The organism is Actinoplanes derwentensis (assembly GCF_900104725.1).
Taxonomy (GTDB): Bacteria; Actinomycetota; Actinomycetes; order Mycobacteriales; family Micromonosporaceae; genus Actinoplanes; species Actinoplanes derwentensis.
Window position 1 is genome coordinate 10,551,777 of sequence record NZ_LT629758.1, and the last position, 24,795, is coordinate 10,576,571.

Consider the following 24,795-nt stretch of genomic DNA (forward strand, 5'->3'; position numbering starts at 1 on the left):
CGGGCTCCTCATCGGGTCTTGATGCGCAGGAAGGTGACCGAGTTGGCCGGGAACTCACGGGTGAAGACCGAGCCGATGCCGCTGACCGTCGACGTGACCGGCAGGATCGGCTCGGCGGAGCGGGTGTTCTGCTCGCCCGGGTCGCCGGTGATCACGATCTGCTTCGCGGTGCGGGCCACCTTGCGCCCACCCAGGTCGATCTTCGTGACGGCCGGGGTGTCCTGCGCGTTGACCACCTTGACGATCAGCTCGCGGGTCTTGGTGTCCTCGGTGACGACCTGGGCGAACGGCTCGGTGACCGCGTTGTCGTCGAACGAGGCCCATTCGGCGCCGTCGAGGAACAGGGTGACCTTGGTTCCCCGTACCGAAATCTTGAGGTCGTAGGTCTTTCCGGTGGTCACCACGTTGGGCTTGGTCAGGATCTGCTCCTTGGCCGAGGTGATGCCCTTCTCGACCGCGCCCTGGGTGTTGTTCCAGCCGCCCAGGTTCCACCAGTAGAACTGGCCGGTCTCCTGGATGCCGAACGCGACCAGGAAACCCTCCGCGCCGGCCTGTTTGGTGGCCTTCAGCGTGTAGTCGTAATCGGTCTCGCTGACGGTCGCGGCCTTGACCATGGTGTCCTCGGTGTCGGTGGTCGTCTGCGCGTAGCTACCGTTGCTCACCGTCCAGTTGCCACGGTTGGTCACCGAGGTCCAGCCGTCGGCGTTCCCGTCGTTGAAGTCGTCGCCGTAGAGCACCGTGCCGTCCGGCCGGGTCACCTTCACGTCGTCGTACGTCGCTGCGGTACGCCAGGTGGACAGCCCGATCGCGCCGGTGATCGGCTTGGGCTGGAGCACATCGCCGGTGGCCGTGGTCGGGATGACCTTGTCGCCGACGTTGTTCATGAACAGTTTCTGCACCTGGTAACTGGTGGAGCCCCACGACTCGTCGTTGTCGAACCAGATCATGTCCGGTTTCCACTGCACGTTGTCGATGTTGGCGAGCAGCGGCGCGTACGACGCCATCTTCACCACGTCGGCGTTGCGCTCCAGACCGGTCATGTAGGCGGCCTCGGCGAGCGAGTTGTAGAGCTTCGCGTCCAGTGACGCGTACTCACCGAGGAAGACCTTCGGGCCACTGCGGTCGTACGCGTCATAGCGCTTGTTGTTCTGCAGGAACCACGCCGGACTGTTGTAGTAGTGCTCGTCGACCATGTCCGAGCCGTGCGCCTTGTTCTTGGCCCACAGGTTCTCGAACGTGCTGCCCTGGTCGTCGGGGCCGGAGTTGCTGACCACCGTGATGTCCGGGTACTTCGCCTTGATCGCCGACTCGAACTTGAGGAAGTTCGCCCAGTACTCGTTCGGCAGGTTCTCCTCGTTGCCGACCGCGACCGTGGTCAGCCCGAACGGCTTCGGGTGCCCGGCGGCGGCGCGCACCTTGCCCCAGACGCTGGTGGCCGGCCCGTTCGCGTACTCGATCAGGTCCAGCGCGTCCTGGATGTGCCGCTGCAGCAGCGCCTCGTCGACGGTCGCCCGGTTCTGACCACAACCGGTCACCAGCGCGGGCAGCACCGGCAGCGGCATGGCGCCGATGTCCTCAGAGAACTGGAAGTACTCGTGGTAGCCGAGGCCGTAGGTCTGGTTGTAGCCCCAGAAGTTCTTGTTCGTCGCCCGGGTCTCGACCGGCCCGACGGTGTCCTTCCACTGGTAGGCGCGGGCCCGGGGGAAGTTGTTCGCGGCGTCGTAGGCGTACATGCTGCCGGTGTTGACCAGGCAGCCGCCGGGGAAGCGGACGAAGCCGGGGTGCAGGTCGGCGACCTTCTGTGCCAGGTCCTTGCGCAGGCCGTTGGCGCGGCCCCGGTAGGTGTCCTTGGGGAACAGCGAGATCTCGTCGAGGCGCACGCTTCCGGTGGTCTTGACCGACAGGCGGGCGACGTCGCTGGTGGCGGTGGCCTTGAGTGAGCCGGTGTACTTCTTCCAGGTATCGCCGGTGACGGCGACGGTCAGCGGGGCGGAGAGCGGGGTGCCGTCCGCGGTCTGGAGCGCGATCTGGAGATCAGCGGCGCCGGACCGTGCCCAGACCGAGAACTCGTACTTGTCGGACTTCTTCACCGCCAGCCCGGTGTTGTAACCGGAGTTGATCAGGGCGGCGGTGCCGGTCACTGCCAGATAGTTGCGGTTGCGCTCGTTGAGCCGCTGGTCGTCGTTGGTCACGACCGCCGATCCGGTGGCGGCCCAGCCGGTCAGGCCGTTCCAGCCGGCCGCGTCGGTGGTGTTGAACTCGAACGAGCGGTTGCGGACCAGTTCGGCGTAGAGCCCGCCGTCGGCCGCGTAGTTGATGTCCTCGAAGAAGACGCCGTACATCGATGCGGGGATGGCGGCGCCGGTGGCGGCCGGGTTCACCGTGATGGTGTAGTCCGGTTCGACCGCGTGGGCGGCGACCGGCGGCGAGACCGCGAGCGGGAGCGAGACCAGAACGGCGGCCGCGCCCGCTAGGCGGTAGGGGATTCTGCGCATGAGGGGTCCTCCGGTGCGAATCGCAACGGTTTCAGAAGTGTTTCCGGTAGACGGGCTGAGCAATGTGTACGCAAACATCGACACGCCTGTCAAGAGTTGATGGTCGATGTTCTTGCAGCGCTGCAACCGGTAAAGTGCCCTCTTGTTAACGCTAACCAGCGCTAACGCCGAAGACTTTCACCAACCGGTCGACGTCCGGATAACGCGCGGTCTCGACCAGACCCAGAGCCCGCTCGCGGACCTGCTCCGCGGCCGCCGTGTCACCGGTGGCCAGATGGCAGGCGTAGAGACCGATCAGAGGATCGATGTGCATCTCGCGGATGTCGTGGTAGCACTCCAGCGCCGCCTCGAAACAGGCGACGGCGGCCGGGAAGTCCCCGATCGCCCGGTGCAGCGTGCCCGCCGAGTTCAGCGTGTTGCCCTCGGCGAAGGTGTCGTTCCACTTGCGCACGATCCGCAGGGCCTCCGCGAAACAGCCGAGCGCCCGCTCCCGCCCGTCGGGCTGGTAGAAGTGGTGCCAGCCGATCATCGGCAGCACACTGGCCGACGCCCGTTCGCCGCCCTCCCCGCCCATCAGGCGGAAATTCTCCAGAGCCTCACTGGCGTACGGGTGGGCAGCCTCGACCCGATCCCGGGTGGGGATGTCCCACAGGCCGTCGATGACCGCGATGGCCAGTCCGGTCAATCCGATCGCCAGCTGTTGCGGGCCACCGGCCGGGCGCATCACCTCGACCATCCGCGCCAGCGGCTCGCGGGCCTCCGCCCGGCGGTTGAGCAGCAGCAGTCCCCGCCCGATCACGAACATCAGATTGCCGGTCCACCACGGATCGGCGCTGATCCCGGCTCCGGTCAGGGCGGTGCGGGCCATCGCGATCGACTCCTCCTGGAACGGCCGCAGATCCTGCTGATAACAGGCGAGCGTGTGCGCGAACCGGGCCAGATACCGTTCCGGCCCGTCGAGCCACCCCGGCCGGGCGCACAGATCGGTGATCGCGGTGAGGTTCGGGTACTCGGTGTCCAGCCAGCCGACGGCCGCCGCGTGATCGGTGAACTCCTCCGGCAGTACCCCGGGCCGCTCGGGCAGGGGCGGCGGCGGTTCGACGAAGTAGAAGACTCCGGCCGCGTTCTCGGCCGAGCGCAGGAAATACTCGACCAGCCGGTGCGGCACATCGGACAGATCGTCGCCCGGGTCGGTGAGCCGGCGTGCGTAACCACGCAGCAGGTCGTGGTACCCGTACCGGCCGGGGGTGGGCTCGTCGATCAGATGCGCGTCGCGCAGCAGGCGCAGCAGCAACCCGGTCGCCGACCGGGACCGGCCGCTGACGCTGACCGCCGCGTTCAGGCCGAAGTCCGGGCCGGGATGGCGGGCCAGCCGCCGGAACAGTTCGGCCGCGTCGCCGGGCAGCCGCCGGTAGGACCAGGAGAAGACGGTCCGCAGGTCGTGCCCGGCCACCGCGAACGCGTCGAGCCCCTCCTCCCCGTCCAGTTCGCCCGCGACGCCTGCCAGCGAGAACCCGCCGGCCCGTGCGCAGACCAGGGCCAGCGCGAGCGGCAGCCCACCGCACCGGTCCACGATCGCGGCGGTGGCCGCCGGATCCTCGTCGACCGCCGCCGACCCCAGCCGCCGCCGCAGGTAGGCGTGGGCCTCGTCGTCGTCGAACACGTCCAACGGCACCGGCCGGGCGCCGTCGACGACGGCCAGCCCGTCCAGGCGGCTGCGGCTGGTGACCACCACGGCACAGCCCGGCGTGCCGGGAAGCAGCGGCCGGACCTGATCGGCGTCGTGCGCGTTGTCCAGCACGAGCAGCATCCGCCGCCCGGCCAGTACACCGCGGAACATCGCCGTCCGCTCGTCCGCACCCGGCGGCACCCGCTGGTCCGGCACACCCAGCGCGGTCAGGAAACTGAGCAGCACCTCACCCGGCTCGGACGGGGCGTCGTCCGGCCCGAAACCGCGCAGGTCGGCGTAGAGCTGGCCGTCCGGATAGCGCCCGGCGATCCGGTGCGCCCACCGGACCGCCAGAGTGGTCTTGCCGACGCCGCCCGGCCCGGTGATCACGGTCAGCCCGTTCGGGTGCCGGTCCAGTTCAGCCAGTTCCGCCTCGCGGGCCGCGAACGTCGCGGGCGTGCGCGGCAACTGGGCCGGCCGGACCAGCGGCTCGGGTTCCTCGCCGAACCGCAGGTGCCGTTCCAGGACGTCCAGGCGCTGCCCGGCGAGGGCCTGCTCCAAATCGGTCAGTGCGGGTTCCGGGTCGAGGCCCAGTTCGTCGGCGAGCACCCGGCGGTGCCGGCGTAACGCTTCGAGGGCGTCGCCGGGCCGCTGCGCCGCCCACAGCCCGAGCGCGTAGAGCCACCACGACACACCCCGCTGCGGGTGCGCCTCGGCCAGCTCCCACGCGGCCCGCACCCCGTCCTCGGTGTAGCCGAGTTTCAGCTCGCAGGCGATCGCGCGCTGCCGGCCGACCAGCCGCGCCTCCCGCAGCCGGGTCACCTCGCCCTGCGCCCACACCCGGCCGGCGAACTCGCCGTACGGCTCGCCGCGCCACCGGCCCAGAGCCCGCCGCAGGATCTCCAGGGCTTGCGCGGTGGTCAGTTCGCGGGCCTGCTCCTGGACGCTGTGCACCTCCCGTTCCAGGCACCACGCGTCCACGGCGCTGTCCGGCAGGTTCAGTGTGTACCCGACGGCATCGCCGGCCAGGACGCTTGCCGCCCCGCGCGGTGCGCGCCGGGGTTCCAGCAGCTTGCGGAGCCGGGAGACGTACGCCTGGAGCGAGCTGACCGCCCGCGGCGGCGGCCCGGACTCCCACAGTTGACCGACCAGCCGGTCGACGGCGACGGCCCGCCCGCGCGCCGCCACCAGCATGGCCAGCAGAGCCCGCTGCCGTGGCCCGCCGACCGCCACCGGCACCCCGTCGACCAGCACCTGCAACGGGCCCAGCACCCGTATCTCGATCACGCCCGCGTCCCGGTCGTCCCTGGTTCTCCGGTCGTTCCGAGGACCGTCCGCAGCCGCTCGACGTCGTGATAGCGGGCCGACTCGGCCAGCCGGGACGCCTCGGACCGGACCCGTTCCGCGGCCGCCCGGTCACCGGTCGCCGTGTGCACCAGATAGAGGCCGATCAGCGGGTCCATCCGGTGCTCGGCCACGTCACCGTGCTCGTCGAGCACCCGCTGGAACGCCTCGGCCGCACCGGCCTGCTCGCCGGACTCGTGCCGCAGATAGCCGATGTGCAGCAGAGCCTCGGCGGCGTGCTGACCGTTGTCCTTCCGCAGTTGCGTCTCCAGGCTCTGGTCGAGCAGTTTCGCCGCCGCGTCGTACCCGTCGCCGAAGTAGAAGTGCCACCAGGCGATCGTCAGCAGACAACGGGCCTCGCCGATCTGCGCGGTCACTCCCCGGACCGGGTCGCTGAGCACCAGCCGGTACGTCTCCAGCGCCTCCACGGCGTGCGGATGCGCCTGGCGGACCGACTCCCGCGACGGCGTGCCGATGTAGCCGGTGATCGCGGTGACCAGGGCGATCAGCCCCTGCGCGAGATTGATCGGGATACCCGAGGAGCGGGCCGACCGGATGACCCGGTTCAGGTACACCCGGGCCTGGGCCATCTCGTTGAGCCAGAGGTACGCCCGCCCCAGCATGAACAGCAGATACCGCGTCAGCCAGTCGTCGCCGGTCCGCTCGGCCACCGGGAGAGCCCGCAGGCACAGGCCGATCGAGTCGTCCACGAGGAACCGGAAGTCCTGCTGGTACGGCATCAGGGTCCAGACCAGCGGCCCCAGATAGCGTTCGCCCCAGGGTTGTTCGCAGGCCGCGGCGAGAGCCATCACGTTCTCGTACGCGCCGGCCATCCACGCCAGCGCGGCGGCGGCGTCGTCGAACTGTTCCACCACGATGCCGTCCGGGGCCGCGCCGACCCGGTCCGGCCGGGCGAACGTCAGGAACGTGTTCACCGCGTTGTCCGCCGAGTGCAGGTGATACTCGACCAGACCACGGAGCACCCCCTGGTGTACGTCCACCGGGTCCTCCCGCTCCGCCACCTCCACCGCCCAGCCCCGCACCAGGTCGTGGAAGGCGAACCGGCCCGGCTCCCGCTCCTGCAGCAGGTGCGCGTCGGCCAGCGACCGTAACAGCGCCCGGGTGCCGCCCCGGGACAGGCCACTGACCCCGGCTGCCGCGTTCAGCGCCACGTCCGGGCCGGGATGCAGCGCCAGCCGCCGGAACAGGGCCGCCGCGGCCGCCGGCAGCCGCCGGTAGGACCAGGAGAAGACGGCCCGCAGGTCGTAGCCGGAACCGGTGAAGGCGTCCAGCCCGTCGTCGTCGGCCAGTTCGGCGGCCACCGCGGCGAGCGGGCGGCCCTCGGCCCGGGCGCAGACCACGGCCAGTGCCAGCGGCAGCCCGCCGCACCGGGCCACGATCGTCGCGGTGGCCGCCGGATCCGCGTCGGCCGCGGCCGCACCGAGCCGGGCCCGCAGAAAGGCGCGCGCCTCGTCGTCGCGGAAGCCGCCGAGACGCACCGGGAACGCGCCCTCCGCGACGATCAGGCCGCCCAGGGTGTCCCGGCTGGTCACCACGACCGCGCAGCCGGCGGTTCCGGGCAGCAGCGGCCGGACCTGCTCGGTGTCACGGGCGTTGTCGAGGACCAGCAGCATCCGGCGGCCGGCCAGCACACTGCGCAGCAGCGCGGCCCGTTCCGCCTGGCCCGGTGGCACCCGCTGGTTCGGCACCCCCAGCGCGCCGAGGAAACCGGCGAGCACGTCCGCCGGGGCGGCCGGGGTGTCCTCCGGGCCGAAACCGCGCAGGTCGGCGTAGAGCTGCCCGTCCGGATAGCGGCCGGCCACCCGGTGTGCCCAGCGGACCGCGAGGGTGGTCTTGCCGACGCCGCCCGGCCCGGTGATCACCACCAGGCCGTCCTCCTGCCGGTCCAGCTCGGCCAGCTCCGCCTTCCGGGCCGCGAAGGCTTCCGGTTCCCGTGGCAACTGGGCGGGCCGGCCGGCCGCTCCGGTCGCCGGTTCGGTCTCGCCGCCGGTCTCGCCGAAGCGCAGGTGCCGTTCCAGGACGTCCCGGCGCTGCTCCAGGATCGCCCGCTCCAGCTCGGCCAGCTCGGCCGACGAGGCTCCGGCGAGCCGGCGGTACCGGCGGATCGTGTCGAGGGCCTCCGCCGACCGGTGTGCCGCCCACAGGCCGAGCGCGTACAGCCACCACAGGTCGCCACGTGCCGGATTCGCCTCGGCCAGTCCCTGGGCGGCCAGGCAGGCGTCCCCGGTGTGCCCGAGCCTCAGCAGGCAGACGATCGTGCGCCGCCGTCCGGCCAGCCGCACCTCGCACAGCCGGTCGATCTCCGGCCGCGCCCACGGCTCGTTCTCGAACTGCTCGAACGGCCGGCCCCGCCAGCGCGCCAGGGCCGTCCGCAGCGTGTCCAGGGCCGCGTCCGCCGACTGGCTCTCGGCGGCGGCCACCTCACGTTCCAGGCACCAGGCGTCGACGGCGTCCACGGGCAGGCGCAGGGCGTACCCGGCGGGCTCCAGCACCAGAACGGACGCCTCGCCGCGTGGCGCACGCTCCGGTTCGATCACCTTGCGTAACCGGGAGATGTACGCCTGCAACGAGACCAGCGGCTGTGGCGGCGGTGCGCCACCCCAGAGCCGCTCGACGATCCGCCCGGCCGGCACGGCCCGCCCGCCGGCCGCCACGAGCATGGCCAGTACCGCCCGCTGCTGTGGTCCGCCCAGTGAGACGGGTGTCCCGGCGACCGAGACCTCCAGCGATCCCAGCACCCGGACAGCCATGCGACTCGACAGTTCTTCGGCAGGCATCCGCCGGTCCCTCCACTCGGGCGAGGACATAGCGCAGTGTCACCGCGCTCGGCGATCTTAGGCGCATGGCGGCCTCGTTCACGTTTCCGGAACGGACACCGTCGGGAACGTGACACTCGATCGTCAATCGAATGTCCACGGGTGGGCCGGTAAATGGAGCGGGGACGGCGACGGCCGGGTTCGTGGGGAACCCGGCCGTCACTCCGCTAACTCACACCCTGGAGAATCCGCTGGTGCAGCCGCTGCAGTTCGGGAGTGGGCTCGATGCCCAGCTCGTCGGCGAGGGTGCGCCGCACCTGCCGGTAGTGCGCGAGCGCGTCGGCCTGCCGCCCGCCCCGGTAGAGCGCCGTCATCAGCAGCAGATGGCAGCGCTCCCGCAGCGGATCCTCGGCGACCATGGCCCGCAGGTCGGCGATCGCCTCGGCGTAACCGCCCAGTTCGACGGTCAGGTCCACCAGGTCGAACGCGGCGCCCCGGCACAGTTCGGCGAGCCGGGCGCGCTGGCCCTCCACGTAACCGCCGGCCGCGCCGGCCAGGGGAGTGCCCCGATGCAGGTTCACCGCGGCCCGCAACTCGGCGGCCGCCTCCCGGGTATGGCCGTCGCGGCGGGCTTCGGCGGCCCGGGTGGTGTGCCGGTGGAACAGGTGCACGTCGATCGAGCCGGGCGGGGCGGTCAGTACGTAACCGCCGCCGATCCAGTCGATGCGAACCCCGCAGTTCGTGGGGAAGAGCCGCCGCAGCCGGGACAGGTAGGTGCGGACCGTCGCCACCGCGGCCGGTGGCGGGCCGTCCGGCCAGATCGCGTCGACCAGCTCGTCCATGGTGGTGAGCAGGCCCTCCCGCAGCAGCAGCACGGCCAGGGTGGTGCGCTGCTGCGGCGAACCGAGCAGGAACTCGACCCCGTCCCGCCGGGCCCGCACCGGGCCCAGTAGCGCGAAGCTGATCACGCGACCCCGCCCCGCAGCGCGGACATCTGACGGCGGTACTGCCGCTGCCCGACCAGCTTCCACAGCAGACGGCCGGCCGGCGGCACCTTGGCCAGGAAGAAGGCCCGCTCGTCGTCGGTGGCGTCCTCCAGGATCGCGCCGAGGGCCAGGAACACCTTCTCCTTCGGCAGGTTCTCCAGCCCGGCCCGGCCGACCCGCTCCCATTCCGCCTCGGTCAGGTGCTCCTCGACCATCGGCATGACCAGGTCCTCCTCGTCGTAGAGGTGTTCCAGCAGCACCTCCTGATGATCGGCGACCGCGTCGGCGAGGGCGGTCCGGTCGTCCTCGTCGGCCGCCTCCTCCCAGCGGCTGAGCCGCCGTTCGACTTCGGCGAGGGTCGCGTCGAGCGCCTGGTGCTGCATCTCCATCCGGTCCACCAGTTCGCTGTGCAGGCGGGCCCGCTGGTGCAGCAGCGGCCAGATCAGTTCGTCCTCGCAGGCGTGGTGGTGGTGCAGTCCTCCGATGTACTCGCGGACCCATCGGGCCAGCCGGCGGGCGCGGGCGACGTCCCCGGCTTCGGCCGCGCTGACGAAGCGCAGCAACTGGGCGGCCTCGCGACGGAACACCCGGTGGATCATCACCATCTCGCGGGTGTACGGGGTGGTCGTGACGGGCACAGCGTTACTCCTAGGTGGTTCCGTGGCTCTTACGATCGGCCAGTCTCACCGGGCCCACTTGCCGACGACTTGCAAAAGTGACGTTCACTCCACGTTCACGTGAGTGCCACCTCAGAAGGGTGGGTGCCGTACACCTGGGGTTCCTAGCGTCCGGGCCAGCCCGTCATCGCGTTGATGCCGGGGGACCGAGGAGAACTATCCGATGCCGGACTTCAGTCGCAAACTACTGCCGCTGCTGGGACACAGCGGCGGTAGCCGAGATGCGATGACGTGTCTGTACCGATGCGGCAACGCCTGTGATCACCCAGCGCCCAACCAGTCGGCCAACCCGTACCTGGGCGATGTGGTGAACGCCGAGATGAGCCGTCGTGGCGTCATCACCGCCGGTGCGGCCGGCGCGATGGTGCTCGGTTTCGGTGGCTCCGTGCTCGCCGCCACCCCGGCGTTCGCCGGTGGACACCACCCCACCAAACCCGCCACGCCGGCCAAGGCCGGCAAGATCGGCTTCACGCCGGTCGCCCCGAACACCCTCGACCAGGTCAGCATCCCGGCCGGCTACCAGACTTCGGTGGTGATCCGCTGGGGTGACGCGGTGGTGCCCGGCGCTCCGGCGTTCAACGTGGACCGGCAGACCGCCGCCGCCCAGTCGAAGCAGTTCGGTTACAACAACGACTTCGTCGGTGTGGTGCCGATCCCGGGCAGCAAGGACCGCGCGCTGCTCGTGGTCAACCACGAGTACACCAACGAGAACCTGATGTTCCGCGGCTTCACCAGCCTCGACGCGCTCACCGTCGAGCAGATCCAGGTGGCGATGGCGGCGCACGGCCTCTCCGTGGTGGAGATCGAGCGCACCGGCAAGCGCGGCCAGTGGAAGCCGGCCAAGGACCACCGGCTGCGGTACAACCGCCGGATCACGGCTCTGGCCACCGAGTTCAAGCTGACCGGTCCGGTCGCCGGCACCGCGGCCGTGAAGACCGCCGCCGACCCGTCCGGGAAGATCGTCATCGGCACGCTGAACAACTGCGCCGGCGGCGTCACCCCGTGGGGCACCATCCTGTCCGGCGAGGAGAACTTCAACCAGTACTTCGTCGGCGGCGACGCGGTCGCCGCGGAGACCAAACCCAAGCTCAGCCGGTACGGGATCAGCACCACCGCCCGGTACCCCGCCGACAGTCGCAAGTGGGAGCGGGCGCAGGAGCGGTTCGACCTGGCCAAGCACCCCAACGAGGCGAACCGGTTCGGCTGGATCGTCGAGGTCGACCCGTTCGACCCGGATGGCCGCCCGCGCAAGCACACCGCGATGGGCCGGTTCAAGCACGAGGGCGCCAACGTCATCGTCGCCGGGAGCGGGCACGTCGTCGCGTACATGGGTGACGACGAGCGCTTCGACTACCTGTACAAGTTCGTCTCGGACAAGAAGTACATCAAGAGCGACGCCCCGTGGGCCCGCAAGCACAACCTGACCCTGCTGGAGTCGGGCACCCTCTACGTCGCCAAGGTGACCGGCGACAGCCCGGCCACCGAGATCGACGGCACCGGCACGCTCCCGGCGGACGGCAAGTTCGACGGCAAGGGCCAGTGGATCAAGCTGGTGTCCGGTAACCGGTCGTTCGTGCCCGGCATGACCGCCGTCGACGTGCTGACCTTCACCCGGCTCGCCGGCGACGCGGTCGGCGCGACCAAGATGGACCGTCCCGAGGACGTCCAGCCGAGCCTGCGCACCGGCAAGATCTACGCGGCGATGACCAACAACACCAACCGCGGTGTCGGTACGAACCCCGGCGTGGACGAGGCCAACCCGCGCAACGCCAACAAGCACGGCCACATCTTCGAGATCACCGAGGACCGGGGCGACCACACCGGCCTCACCTTCACCTGGCAGCTGCCGATCGTCTGCGGCGACCCGGCCGCCGCCGGCACCTACTTCGGCGGGTACGACAAGACCAAGGTCTCGCCGATCTCCTGCCCGGACAACGTCGCCTTCGACAGCGCCGGCAACCTGTGGATCTCCACCGACGGAAACGCCCTCGGCAGCAACGACGGCCTGTTCGCCACCCCGATCGAAGGCAAGGAGCGCGGCCACCTGCGCCAGTTCCTCACCGTGCCGAAGGGCGCCGAGACCTGCGGCCCGTTCATCACCGGTGACGACAAGTCGGTCTTCGTCGCGGTCCAGCACCCCGGCGAGATCACCGGCGCCTCGGTGGACAACCCGGCGTCGCACTGGCCGGACGGCGACTTCGCCAAGCCCGCCGTCATCGTGACGTGGAAGACCGACGGCGGCCCGATCGGCAGCTGAAGCACACGTCCGGGCGCGGCACTGGTGAGGGTGCCGCGCCCGGACGCTGGCCGGGCTCACCTACCATCGTGGCCGTGCTGATCAAGGTGTGCTCGCTGGCGGGCCGCAATCGCGTCGCCGTCCTGGTCGTCGCCGTCGTTCTCGCGATCGGGCTCGGCGTCCTGCGGGAGACGGCGAGCCGGGACGGCCGGGATCTGATCTTCCTCACCGGCATCGTGGTGATCATCGGTTCGCTCGCGCTCGCTCTCGCCGCGATCTACGGATACCACCCGGCGGCACTGGTGGTCCGGCCCGATCTTCCGGCCTTCGAGACCCATCCGCCGGCCGGCCAGGTGCTGCTGTTCGCGGCCCTGACGGTCCAGGGCGGCACCACCGTCACCGGCCTGATCATGGATGCCGTCAACGGCGAGGAATACTGGACCTTCGGCCTACCTGCCATGGCTCTCTGGCTCATCGCCATCGGTTTCGCCTGGTGGCAGATGCTCCGTCCGGGCGGCGTGCGCCTGCGGCCCGACGGTGTCGAGGACCGTCAGCCCTTCGGCTCGATGTTCGTCCCGTGGGAGGCGTTCACCGGCGTGCCCTATCCGGCTCTCGTCGTCGGGCGCTCCAAGATCACCCTCACCTTCGCCGACTCCGCCCTGGTCAGGACCCGTGGCTGGCGACCGATCGGGCCCGCGCTGCCGGCGAACGCTGTCGACGCACGGTTCCTGACCTACGCCATCCACGAGTACGCGCACCGGCCCGAACTGCGGGCGGTCATCGGGACCGAAGCCGAGTACGACCGTCTCACCGGGGCCTGGCGGGACTGGCCGAACGTAGGGTGAAAGGCAGGCGTCTCACGTGATCGTGCCATCACTGTTCGTCGAGGGTGGGCCTGCGGTCAGCTCGTCGCATGGTGGGAAGCGGGTGTCCAACGGCTCAATCGGCCGCCGGGATGATCCGTAAGAGCCTGGCAGGCGTGTTGCTAACCGTTGAGGGACCGAAGCATGTGCGGTGACGCCGGCGGGGGTGACGGGTTGAGTAAGACGCAGACCACGACGAGACCGGAGGCCGGCACCGCCGCGCCACCGGTCACGCCACCGGTGCGGGCCGGCCGGCCGCGGCCCTGGGTCGCGCTGCGGCTGACGCGGTTCCTGCCCGCCGGGCTCACCGGGGCCCTGATGCTCGGTGTCGGCCTGGTGCACGCCGGCCGTCCCGTCCTGAGCTGGGACGAGGTCACCTCGGCCGAGGTCGCCTCCCGGTCGGTGCCGCAGATCGTCGACCTGATCCCGCACCTGGACGCCGTCTTCGGCTTCTACTACCTGCTCCTGCACTGGTGGACGGCGCTGGCCGGCACCTCCGAGACGGCCCTGCGGCTGCCGTCGATCGTCGCGATGGCCGGTGCCGTCGCGGTCGCCGCCGAACTCGGGCGCCGTCTCTTCACCCCGATGACCGGCCTGGTCACCGGGCTCATCCTGTGCATGATCCCGAATACCTCCCGCTATGCGGCCGAGGCCCGGTCCTACGCGTTCGCCTGCTTCTTCGCGGTCCTCGCCCTCCTGCTGCTGCTCGAGGCGATCCAGCGAGGGCAGAGAAAGCGATGGCTCTGGTACGGCCTGAGTGTCCTGTTCCTGGGCCTGTTCCACCTCGTCGCCCTGACCACGCTGGTGGCCCACGCCGCGTTCGTCGCCCTGCACCGCCGCTCCCGGCTGCCCGTCTGGGCCGGCACCGTCACCGCCGCGCTGCTCCCGCTGGCGCCGATCGCCTGGTTCGGCCTGCACCAGCAGGACGCCCAGCTGCACTGGGTCGAACCGCTCAACCTGCGCCGCCTGCACAGCATGCCCGGGGAGATCGCCGGTTCCCGCGAGGTCGTCTGGTTCCTGATCGGGATGGCCGTCCTGGTCTCCTGGCGCCCGCTGCGCCGTCTCGCCCCGGTCGCCCTGTTCGCGATCGGCCCGCTCGCCGTCCTGGCCGTGGTGTCGGTGCTGTTCTCGCCCATGTGGGTGGCCCGCTACCTGCTCGTCGTCCTCGCCCCGCTGGCCATGCTCGCCGCCGTCGCCCTCACCGGCGGGCGCGACGGCTGGCCCCGGTTCACCGTGCTGCGGGTGGTCACCGCCCTGCTGCTGCTCGGTGCCATCGCGATCCCCGGCCAGCGGGCCGTCCGGGCGGCCACCGCGAAGACCGGGCCCGACTACCGGTCCGCCGCCGCGGTCGTCCTCGACCGGGCCGCGCCCGGCGACGTGATCGTCTACCCGGCCCGGAACCGGTCCACCCGGGCCGGGATGGACTACTACCTGCGTGATCGCGGCCCGGCCGGAGTCGCGCCCGCCGACCCGCTGGTCCGGGTGCCGTCCGCCGAGACGGGCTGGCTGATCGCCACCGAACACACCGCCGCCGCCGCCCACGTGACCGGTGCGGCCCGAATCTGGATCGTGGTCGGCGACGTCCGGCCCGATCCGCTGACCGCCCGCCCCGACCTGCGCCCGCTGCTGACCGCCGACTACCGGCGCTCCGGTCTCTGGCACGAGAAACGGGCCACCGTCGGGCTGTACGAGCTGCGGCCCTGACCACCGCATTCGGCCCGGCGGCCGCGCGACGGCCCCGGCCGTCGCGAACCTCGCGCGGACCGGGCGGGACCGTTTCGTGGGGCGTACCCGAGCAAGGGTTTTGATCTGGCCGGTGGCAGGCTGGCGGTCATGAAGGTTCTGTTGCCCGACACCATCGCCCTGGATCCGGAACTGCCCGCCGGGGCGGTGACCGCCGTCTACGACGTGCGCCTGCCGATCCCCGCCGAGCACACCGACGCCGCGGTGCTGGTGGTCTGGGGGAACACCGCGGACAATCTCGCCGACGCGGCGCGCAGGCTCACCGGTGTGCGCTGGGTGCAGACGCTCGCGGCCGGGCCGGACATGGTGCTGCGGGCCGGGTTCGCCGCCGACGTGGTGGTGACGGCCGGGCTGGGGTTGCACGACCGGACCGTCGCCGAGCACACCCTGGGCCTCGTGCTGGCCGCCGCCCGCCGGCTGAACCTGCTGGTCCGGGCCCAGATCGGCCGTCGCTGGGCGGCCGAGCTCGGCGGTCTCCAGCCGGTCCGGCCGACCGATTCGTTCCGCACCCTCGCTGACGCGAACGTGGTGATCTGGGGCTTCGGCGGCATCGCGGCCCGGCTGTCACCCCTGCTGGCGGCCCTCGGCGCGAACGTCACCGGCGTGGCCCGGACCGCCGGCACCCGGCACGGTTTCCCGGTGGTGACCGCATCCGATCTGCCGGGCCTGCTGCCCACCACGGACGTCCTGATCGACATCCTCCCGGCGTCCCCGGAGACCGCCGGCATCGTGAACGCCGCCGTCCTGGACCGGCTGCCGGCCCACGCCTGGCTGGTCAACGTGGGCCGGGGCAGCACTGTCGACGAGTCTGCGCTGCTGGCGGCCCTGCGGTCGGGGCGTCTGGCCGGTGCGGCCCTGGACGTCTTCGAGACCGAACCGCTGCCGTCGTCGTCGCCGCTGTGGGACGAGCCCGGCGTCATCATCACGCCGCACGCCGCCGGTGGCCGGCCCGAGGGCGCCGCCGCGCTGCTGACCGGGAACCTGGCAGCGTTCGTCACGAACGCCCCGCTGCGCAACGTGGTCTCCCGCTGACCTCGGCTTTTTGCCATAACGGCAACATCAGTTGCCGGATCTCCGCAGCCGGGAGACGGTGAGATCCGGTAACGGAGAGAGGGGTACGGCCGTGGAGGAACAGGGTTACGACGTCGTCGTCATCGGCGGTGGGGCGGCCGGGCTCAGCGGAGCGATGGCGCTGGCCCGGTCCCGGCGTTCGGTGCTGGTGGTGGACAGCGGCGAACCGCGGAACGCACCGGCCGCGCACATGCACAACGTGCTGGGCCTCGACGGGGTCCCACCGGGGGAACTGCTGGCCGCGGGCCGGGCCGAGATCGCCGGGTACGGGGCGGAGGTGGTGTCCGCGCGGGCCGAGAGTGCGGTCCAGGACGAGACCGGGTTCCGGGTGACCCTGGACGACGGCCGGGAGGTCCGGGGACGCCGGCTGCTGGTGACGACCGGGCTGGTCGACGAACTGCCGGAGATCCCGGGACTGGCCGGACGCTGGGGCCGGGACGTGGCGCACTGCCCGTACTGCCACGGCTGGGAACTGCGCGACCAGCGGATCGGAGTGATCACGTCCGGGCCGATGAGCGTCCACCAGGCCCAGATGTGGCGGCAGATCAGCCCCAAGGTGCTGCTTCTGCTCAACGGCGCGGACGAGCCGGCCGCCCCGCAGGCCGAGGAACTGGCGGCGCGGGGTGTCCCGGTGGTGCCGGGCGTGATCGAGGCGCTGGAGACGAGCGAGGACCGGATCACCGGGGTACGCCTGACCGGCGGCGACGTGATCGCCCTGGACGCGGTGGTGGTGGCGCCGAAGTTCACCGCCCGGTCCGGGTTCGCCGAGTCGCTGGGCCTCGCGGTGAGCCCGTTCGAGATGCACGGTGTCACGCTGGGCAGCCGGATCGCGGCCGACGAGATGGGCGCGACCTCGGTGCCGGGCGTGTGGGTGGCCGGGAACGTGACGAACCTGGGCGCCACCGTGGTGATCGCGATGGCCGCCGGGCAGACCGCCGGAGCGGCGATCAACATGGATCTGATCGCCGAGGACACCCGGCAGGAGGTGGCCGGTTACCGGAACCGGATCGCGACGATGTTCGAAGAGGACGCCTGGGAGGAACGTTACCGGGGCCGGGACGCGATCTGGAGCGGTCGCCCGAACCCGGTGCTGGTGTCCGAAACCGGTGACCTGAGCGCCGGGCGGGCCCTGGACGTCGGTTGTGGTGAGGGCGCTGACGCGGTGTGGCTGGCGCAGCGCGGCTGGCAGGTGACGGCGGTGGACATCTCCACGGTCGCGCTGGGCCGGGCAGCCGGGCACGCCGAGGCCGCCGGAGTCGCCGAGCTGGTCACCGTCCGGCACGCGGATCTGCGGCACGACGAACCGGGCACCGGGTACGACCTGGTCAGCGCCCAGTTCATGCACGGCCCGCCGGAGATGCGCCGGGAGCTGTACTCCCGTCTGGCCGGGGCGGTGGCACCCGGGGGTCTCCTGCTGGTGGTCGGGCATCACCCGTCGGACCTGGCGACGTTCGTGGGGCGGATGCACTTCCCGGACATGCTGTTCACCCCGGAGGAGATCGCCGGCCTGCTGACGCCGGGGGAGTGGAAGATCGTCACGGCGGAGGCTCGTCCCCGCCCGGCGACTGACCCCGAAGGCCGGCAGATCATCATCCACGACGCGGTGCTGGTGGCACGGCGCCAGGGGTGATTTGCGGGCCAACCGGGCGAATCGGCTACGTGGGTGCGCCCTAGTTGCTGGAATGGGCACATGGGGCCGGAAGATGCGCAAGGACACGGCGGTCCGGACGACGACGTCCGGGCGATGCTCACGGCCTGGCGCGACGGGATCGTCGAACCCGGCGGTGGCAACCGCCTGATCAACCTGCCTCGCGGCGGGCCCGACCTGGTGGAGATAGTCGCCCCGGACCCGGACGGCGTGCTGGAAGCGCTGCGCCACGGCCGCGACTGCACCCTCAGCGGCTCCGGCGGCCGGGGCAGCCGGGGCCGGGTCCTGCGCACCGACCTGCCGGACGGGGTGCTCCAGCTGCTACTGCGGCGGATGCGCCGGCATGCCCAGCAGGAACAGGCCGACCGCGGAGTGGACGTGCTGCACCTCGCCGTCGGGCTCCTGCACTGGCAGGAGACCGGCGGCGCCGGCTGGTCCAGCCCGCTGCTGCTGATCCCGGTCGAACTGGTAGCCCTCGGCCCGGGGGATCCGCCCCGGCTGCGGGCCGGCTCCGGCGACCCGATGGTCAACCCGGCGCTCACCGCCCGGCTGGCCCGGCACGGCGTCACCCTGCCCGAAGCGGACGACCTGGCCACGCTCGACATCGCCGGGCTGACCGCCCGCATCACGGCGGCCGTCGCCGGCCACGACGACTGGCGGGTCGCGCCGATCGCGGTGCTGGCCCGGTTCGACCCGGCGGCCGAGGCGACCCGGCGGGACCTGACCGAGAACGAGGACCGGATCGCCGCGCACCCGGTGGTCCGGGCCCTGGCCGAAGCCGACGGCACCGCCGGTGCGTTCGTGTTCGCGCCGATCACCCCGGACGAGATCGACGTGCTGGCCTCCCCCGACGACGTGCCGCTGGTGCTGGACGCCGACGCTGCCCAGCGGGCCTGCGTGGCCGCCGCCTGCGAAGGACACAGCTTCGTCGTCGACGGCCCGCCCGGCACCGGCAAGTCACAGACCATCGCCAACATGATCGGGGCCCTCACCCACGCCGGAAAACGGGTGCTGTTCGTCTCCGAGAAGGCGTCCGCCCTGGACACCGTGCAGCGGCGGCTCGCCGCGGTCGGACTCGGGAACTACCTGCTCGACCTGCACGGCTCCCGGGCCTCCCGCAAGCAGGTGGCCGCCGCGCTGGCGTCCGCGCTGGAAGCGGTGCCACTGCCGGCGCCCGGCCTGGACGCGGACAGCCGTGACGTGCTGCGGAACCGGCGGGAGCAGCTCAACGCGTACGCCGAAGCGGTGAACGAACGCCGCGAACCGCTGGCCCGCAGCCTGCACGACGTCATCGGCCGGTTCTCCCGGCTCGCCGCGACACCGGAGGCGCCGGCCCCCGCGTTCCCGGCCGCGACCCTGACCGGCGACATGCTGGACCGCATCCGGGACGCCGCCGCCCGCCTGGAACACGCCTGGCGGCCGGCCACCGAACGCAGCGGATTCCGGTGGCGGGAAGTAGCCGAACGGGAACCGCTGGCCGAGGTCCTCGCCGAGGCCACCATCGCCCTGGAGGACCTGGCCACCGCCACCGCCGGCCACGCCCCGATCGCCGCCGCCTTCCACCTGCGGCTGCCGGCCGACGCCGCCCAGCTCGCGGAGATCGCCGAACACGCCTCGCAGCGGCCACCCGGTGTCGCCGACCAGTGGCTGAGCGCCATCAGCCTGCGCCCGGTCCGGCAGGCCGCCGAGGAGTTGGCGCAGCGCCTGGAAGTGAGCCGCCGGGCCGCCGCCGCGGTCCGCAAACGCGCCGGGGTGGCCTGGGAGGTGCTGGCCGGGCCGATGGACCTGGACGCGTTGCCCGAACCGCCGCGCCTCGACCCGCCGGCCGTCCAGCTCGGCCCGCTGACCGGCGCCGAGGCCAAGGCGCTGGCCGACCGGTTCACCGGGGACGCCGACGAACTGGAACAGCAGCAGCACCATCTGGACCGGGCCACCACTCGGCTCGGCCTGCCCGACGTGATCACCTTCTCCGACGTCGAACTGGTCACCCTCGTCGCCGAACTCGGCGCCCGCACCGACAAACCGGAACGGGCCTGGTTCTCACCGGGCGCCCAGTCCGCGGTGCACGCCGCCGCCGGGACACTGCGCCTGCACGTCGAGGCGGTCAGCACCGCCCGCGCCGAAGCACAGGAGATCTTCACCGACGCGGTGCTCACCGAACCCGTCGAAGACCTGGCCGAACGCTTCACCAACGTGCACCGCGGCGCCCGCAAACTGCTCGCACCGCACCGCCGGGACAAGGAAGCGGTGGCCGGGCTGATCCGGCCGGAGGCGACCGTCGACGAGGCGATCGCCGAACTCGGGCTCGCGGTCGCCTGGCGCCGCGCCCACGAGGGCCTGATCGCCGCCGAACGGCAGCACGCCGGGCTGCTCGGTCCCTACTGGACACGGCTCGGCACCGACTTCCCGGCGATCGGCCGGGCCCTGCACACCGCCGCCGAAGTCTTGCGGGTGACGCCACCGGAGGCACTCGGGCCGGTCGTCGAGTACGTCTGCGCCCCGCACCCCGATGGCGAACTGCACCGGACGGTCACCGAGGCCCGCGACGTCTTCCGGCACTGGCGATCCACCCTGCGGCCGGAACCCGACCCGGCCGGGCGCCCGGAACTCGGCCACGGTACGGTCCAGCACGCCGTCGACTGGATGCGCGCCCAGGTCCCGCCGCTGCGTGCCGCCGCCGCGGCGTTGCGGCAGCTCGGTGATGCCGTCGGCCGTGACCTGAACGTGGCCGAGGCGGCCGGGGTGGTCGAGGTGCGACAGGGCGTGATCGCCGCCGAGCAGGCCTTCGACACCGCCACCGGAACCTTCGAGAGCACGCTCGGCCCGGTCTTCCAAGGCCGCGGCACCGATCTGCGGACCCTGGAGGACGCGATCGAGTGGACCGCGCACGCCCGGACGCTGCGCAGCGGGGTCGACGCCGTCCTCACCGGCGAGCAGGCGCAGGCGATGGCCGAGGGCCATCCGGCGCCGGTGATGACCGCCGAGATCGAGGCCTGGCAGACGGCCCGGCAGCGGGTCATCGACGCGTTCGGCCCGGCCCGGCAGGTTCGGCTCGCGACCGCTCTGGACCGCTACGAGACCGGCCGTGACCTGCTGCGGGACCTGTTCGAGGACGAGTCCGGACAGCGCGAGTGGTTCGACTATCTGGCCGCCCGTGGTGAACTCGCCGAGTACGGCCTGGACACCGCCGTCGACTTCTGCGCCGACCACGGGATGGACGTGACAAAGCTCGGTGACGTGCTGGAACGGGCCGCGAGCCGGGCCTGGATCGACGCCGTCCTGGCCACCGACGAACGCCTGCAACCGCTCGCGTCGGCCGCGCGCGACGAGCTGATCGCCGAGTTCCGCAGCCTCGACGCCGAACTGCTGCAGGACGCGGCCGGCACCGTCATCGAAGCCCTCAACGCGCGCCGCCCGACCGTCATCGACATCGGCGAACCGGCCGTGATCCACGCCGAAGGACACAAACCCCACGGCCATCTCCCGGTACGGGACCAGCTGGCCGCCGCCTGGGACACGGTGGCCGCCCTGAAACCGTGCCTGTTCATGCCGCCCGCCGAAGTCAGCCGGCTGCTGCCGGACCGGGCCGCGTTCGACGTCGTGGTGATCGACGAGGCGTCCCGGATGACCCCGGCCGCCGCGGCCGCCTGCGCCTATCGGGGCACCTCGCTGGTGATCGTCGGCGACGACGCCCAGTTGCCGCCCGCCGGTGACCAGCCGTCGGTGCTGGTGGTGGCGAACGACTGCGGCGCGTTCACCCGGCTGGCGCTGACCAACCACTACCGCAGCCGGCACGAGAGCCTGATCGCCTTCGCCGACCAGGCCTTCTACCAGGGCCGGCTGTTCACCTTCCCGAGCGCCCACGCTCCCGGCCCGGACCTCGGCGTCGACCTGCACCCGGCGGCTCCGGCGGACGAGGCCGCCCTGGTCGCCGACCGGGTGTTGCACCATCTCACCAACCGGCCGTCGCTGTCGCTGGGCGTCGTCACCCTGACCGCCGCGCACGCCGACGAGATCGCCGCCGCCGTCGAGACCGCTCTCGCCGGCCGCCCCGATCTGGAGGGTTTCCTCGGGGACTTCGTGGTCGAGGGCGCCGCCGCGGCCCAGGGCGACGAACGGGACGTGATCATCCTGGCCACCGGGCCCGACCTGGGCGCGGCCGGTGGCCCGACCGGGGCGCGGCGGCTGGACGTGGCGGTCACCCGGGCCCGGCAGAAGGTCGAGGTGGTCTCGTCGATCAGCACCGCCGACCGGGACGAACCCGGCGGCGAGGGAGAACGGCGACTGGCCGCCTACCTGGAGTACGCCGCACGGGGCGGCCCGGTCAGTGTCCCAGCCCGGCCGACCGCCCTGGAGGAGTCGATCCACGAGATCCTCACCGGCTGGGGCTACGTGGTCGAGTACCTGCCGATCGGGCTCGGCATCCGGCAGTCCGGGGCGCTCGTCCTCGGCATCCGCTGCGACGGCCCCGGCCGGCAGCTGTCCCCGGCCGCCCGCGACCGGGACCGCCTGCACGACCAGATCCTGCACTCCCTCGGCTGGCAGTTGCACCGGGTGTGGAGTGTCGCCTGGTACATCGACCGGGAGACCGAACAGAGCCGGCTGCGGGTGGCCGTCGAGAACGCCCTGGCCGCCCCGGACGTCTTCGCCGACCTGCCGGACGAGTCGCTCACCAGCCGCCCGGCTCAGCCGCCGGAATGGGCGCTGCCCTACACGAAGGCGTCTGTCGAACCGCTCACCACCGGGCGACTGGACGACGAGGGGGCCCGGCGGATGCTGATCCGCACGGTCGAGCGGATCGCCGAAGCCGAAGGCCCGGTGCACGTGGCGACCCTGACCCGGCGGATCCGTGAGGCGTGGGGCATCAGCCGGCTCACCCCGCAGATCCGGGCCGCCGTCGACGCGGCGATCAACGAGTCCCGGGCCGGTTTCGACGGCACCTTCGTCACCGCAGCCGGCTCGCCGATCCCGGCCGTCCGGGTCCCCGGCGACGGGGTGAACCGCAAACCCGACCAGATCAGTGACGCCGAACTCCAGCTCGCCCTGGAATATCTGGTGCTCGACGCCGGCCTGGTCGAAGGGGACGATCTGCTGGCCGCGGCCGGCCGGCTCTTCGGCTGGAGCGGCAGCCGCACCGGCCCGGCCCGGCTCGCGGCGATGCTCGACGACCTGGTCTCGGCCGGCCGGCTGATCGCTCACCGCAACGGGCTGATCGCCGCCCCGGCGGACGACCTGCTCGACCTGCCCGACCCGGCGACCCTGCCCCGGCGCACGTCGAACGGCCTGCGTATCGAGGTCAACCAGTGACGGCCTGTCTGGCCAGATAGACGTCGTGCGGGATCCCGGCCGCCCACAGCGACGTCCGGGCCCGCGCGCAGTACCGGACGATCTCCGGATCCTCGGTGACGGCACCGCCGGAGAACGACCCGTCCGGCTCGAACAGGCTGAACACCACCCGCCGGTCGTCGAACAGCCAGAAGTCGTCGGTGCCGACGGTCAGCCCGGCCGTCGCGGTCCGGTCCAGCCAGCGGATCTCCTCACCGGCGTCCACGTTGTTGCCGGAGATGCTCAGCAGCCACCGGGTGTAGTCCCGATGCGGCACCGGCACCACCCGCAGCCGCCGCACGCTGCGCCCTGCGTCGGTCACTTCCCGCACCAGCTCCAGCCAGGGCCGCTGCCAGGCGAAGTCGTCCGGTTCGGCGTCCAGGAATCGCTGGAACGGCACCGCCTCCTCCGGGGCGTGGTAGACGTCGCGCACCTCCAGATGGAACGCGGTCCGCTCGAACTCCCGAAACAGCCCGTCGAACGACCTACCCAGCAGTAACCGCATGACCACACCTTGACCACAGTGGACCGCGCCGGTCCACTCGGCGGCGCCGATCACGCAGTCCGAGGAAAACTCCCGCTCAGACGTTGCGCGGAAGTTCGCGGGCCATCACCTTGCCGGTCGCGTTGCGCGGCAGTTCCGTCAGGAAGACCGGTGTCAGCAGGCCGTGCCGGGCCATCGTGGTGGCGATGAACAGGGCCCCCATCAGCGGATCTGCACACCGGAGATCGCGCGGGCGATGACGAGACGCTGGATCTCCGACGTGCCCTCGAAAATGGTGTAGATCTTGGCGTCCCGGAACATCCGCTCCACCGGGTGCTCCCGCAGGTAACCGGCACCACCCAGGATCTGGATCGCCTTCTCGGTCACCGACACCGCCACCTCACCGGCCTTCAGCTTCGACATCGAACCCTCCCCGGCGGTGAACGGCTTGTCGTTGCGGCCCATCCACGCCGCCCGCCACACCAGCAGCCGGGCCGCGTCGATCTCGGTCCGCATGTCGGCCAGCGCGAACGCCACCGCCTGGTTCTCGATGATCGCCCGGCCGAACTGGACCCGGTTCTTCGCGTACTCCAGGGCGTACTCGTACGCCGCCCGCGCGATACCCAGCGCCTGTGCGCCGACCGCCGGGCGGGACAGCTCGAACGTGCGCATCGCCGCCTGGCCGGACCGGCGCTGCCCCTCCCGGGCCCGGGCCAGCCGCTGGTCCAGGGCCTCTTTACCACCCAGAAGACAACTTCCCGGCAGCCGTACGTCGTCGAGGAACACGTCCGCGGTATGCGACGCGCGCAGACCCAGCTTCTTCAGCTTCCGGGTCGCCGCCAGCCCTGTCGTGCCCGGCGGCACCACGAACGCCGCCTGCCCGCGCGACCCCAGCGACGGATCCACACTGGCGGTGACCACGTGCACGTTCGCGATCCCGCCGTTGGTGGCGTACGCCTTCTGCCCGCTCAGCACCCACTCGTCGGTCGCCTCGTGATGAATCGCCCGGGTCCGGATCGCCGCCACATCGGAACCGGCCTCCGGCTCGGTGCTGCAGAACGCGCCGAGCTTCGGATCGGCCGGATCGCCGAAACACTGCGGAATCCACTCGACCATCTGTTCCGGCGTGCCCGAGCCGTAGATCGACGCCACCGCCAGGGACGTGCCGGAGATCGCCATCCCGATCCCGCCGTCCCCCCAGAACAACTCCTCGTTGGTGATCGGCAGGCTCAGCCCGCTGATGTCCGACCAGGTGTTGGCGAGGAACTCGAACCCGTACAGCCCGATCTTGGCCGCCTCTTGAATGATCGGCCAGGGAGTCTCCTCCCGCTCGTCCCACTCCGCGGCGGCCGGCCGGATCACCGACTCGGCGAAGCCGTGCACCCAGTCCCGCAGCTCGCGCTGCTCCTCATTGAGATCGAGCCAGAACTCCACGTCGGCAGCCCCTCCGCCAGCAGGTTAACTCGCCGGTAACTTA

Annotated in this window: 14 protein-coding genes; 6 read left to right on the forward strand and 8 right to left on the reverse strand. The window is 71.7% G+C overall.

All coding sequences use genetic code 11. The features are described 5' to 3' along the window. Positions 1-8: 8 nt before the first annotated feature. The 5 genes from BLU81_RS47105 to BLU81_RS47125 form a co-directional block, all read right to left on the reverse strand. Positions 9-2,495: an alpha-L-arabinofuranosidase C-terminal domain-containing protein gene (locus tag BLU81_RS47105; protein WP_092556251.1), complete on the reverse strand. Its 2,487-nt coding sequence runs from the start codon at positions 2,493-2,495 to the stop codon at positions 9-11. Between the two features lie 151 nt (positions 2,496-2,646). Further along, on the reverse strand, positions 2,647-5,451 hold the full coding sequence (locus BLU81_RS47110; RefSeq protein ID WP_092556253.1) for an AfsR/SARP family transcriptional regulator: 2,805 nt from the start codon (positions 5,449-5,451) through the stop codon (positions 2,647-2,649). Next, entirely contained in the window at positions 5,448-8,306 is a 2,859-nt protein-coding gene (locus BLU81_RS47115; protein ID WP_172890767.1) for an AfsR/SARP family transcriptional regulator, read from the reverse strand. The genes BLU81_RS47110 and BLU81_RS47115 overlap by 4 nt, the downstream gene beginning before the upstream one ends. A 206-nt stretch (positions 8,307-8,512) precedes the next feature. Next, positions 8,513-9,253: an AfsR/SARP family transcriptional regulator gene (locus BLU81_RS47120; protein WP_172890769.1), complete on the reverse strand. Its 741-nt coding sequence runs from the start codon at positions 9,251-9,253 to the stop codon at positions 8,513-8,515. After that, positions 9,250-9,909 carry a hemerythrin domain-containing protein gene (locus BLU81_RS47125; protein ID WP_197686080.1) on the reverse strand — a complete coding sequence of 220 codons (660 nt, stop codon included), beginning with the start codon at positions 9,907-9,909 and terminating at the stop codon, positions 9,250-9,252. Before BLU81_RS47125 ends, BLU81_RS47120 begins: the two co-directional genes overlap by 4 nt. 202 nt (positions 9,910-10,111) lie before the next feature. Here BLU81_RS47125 and BLU81_RS47130 point away from each other — a divergent pair, with 202 nt between their 5' ends. The 6 genes from BLU81_RS47130 to BLU81_RS47155 all read left to right on the forward strand — a co-directional run bounded on the left by BLU81_RS47130 (position 10,112) and on the right by BLU81_RS47155 (position 22,816). Then, positions 10,112-12,205, forward strand: coding sequence for a PhoX family protein (locus BLU81_RS47130; RefSeq protein ID WP_092556259.1), 2,094 nt, complete (start codon positions 10,112-10,114; stop codon positions 12,203-12,205). A gap of 74 nt (positions 12,206-12,279) precedes the next feature. Beyond that, positions 12,280-13,029 carry a PH domain-containing protein gene (locus BLU81_RS47135; RefSeq protein ID WP_157752126.1) on the forward strand — a complete coding sequence of 250 codons (750 nt, stop codon included), beginning with the start codon at positions 12,280-12,282 and terminating at the stop codon, positions 13,027-13,029. Positions 13,030-13,221: 192 nt separating this feature from the next. After that, positions 13,222-14,751, forward strand: a complete 1,530-nt coding sequence (locus BLU81_RS47140; RefSeq protein ID WP_157752127.1) for a glycosyltransferase family 39 protein — start codon at positions 13,222-13,224, stop codon at positions 14,749-14,751. A 129-nt stretch (positions 14,752-14,880) separates the two neighbouring features. After that, positions 14,881-15,822: a phosphoglycerate dehydrogenase gene (locus BLU81_RS47145; protein WP_092556265.1), complete on the forward strand. Its 942-nt coding sequence runs from the start codon at positions 14,881-14,883 to the stop codon at positions 15,820-15,822. A 91-nt stretch (positions 15,823-15,913) separates the two neighbouring features. Next, entirely contained in the window at positions 15,914-17,491 is a 1,578-nt protein-coding gene (locus tag BLU81_RS47150; protein WP_092556267.1) for a bifunctional NAD(P)/FAD-dependent oxidoreductase/class I SAM-dependent methyltransferase, read from the forward strand. A 60-nt stretch (positions 17,492-17,551) separates the two neighbouring features. Further along, positions 17,552-22,816 (forward strand): DUF3320 domain-containing protein, encoded by a 5,265-nt coding sequence (locus BLU81_RS47155; RefSeq protein ID WP_092556270.1) that lies wholly within the window; start codon positions 17,552-17,554, stop codon positions 22,814-22,816. On the opposite strand, the gene BLU81_RS47160 is transcribed toward BLU81_RS47155, so the two are convergent. The 3 genes from BLU81_RS47160 to BLU81_RS47165 form a co-directional block, all read right to left on the reverse strand. Next, positions 22,806-23,339: a DUF6879 family protein gene (locus tag BLU81_RS47160; RefSeq protein WP_092558635.1), complete on the reverse strand. Its 534-nt coding sequence runs from the start codon at positions 23,337-23,339 to the stop codon at positions 22,806-22,808. The genes BLU81_RS47155 and BLU81_RS47160 overlap by 11 nt on opposite strands. Before the next feature lie 76 nt (positions 23,340-23,415). Beyond that, complete coding sequence (locus BLU81_RS51760) at positions 23,416-23,541, reverse strand: hypothetical protein (protein WP_269460974.1); 126 nt, start codon at positions 23,539-23,541, stop codon at positions 23,416-23,418. Further along, positions 23,541-24,752 carry an acyl-CoA dehydrogenase family protein gene (locus BLU81_RS47165; RefSeq protein ID WP_092556272.1) on the reverse strand — a complete coding sequence of 404 codons (1,212 nt, stop codon included), beginning with the start codon at positions 24,750-24,752 and terminating at the stop codon, positions 23,541-23,543. The genes BLU81_RS51760 and BLU81_RS47165 overlap by 1 nt, the downstream gene beginning before the upstream one ends. Between the last annotated feature and the right edge of the window lie 43 nt (positions 24,753-24,795).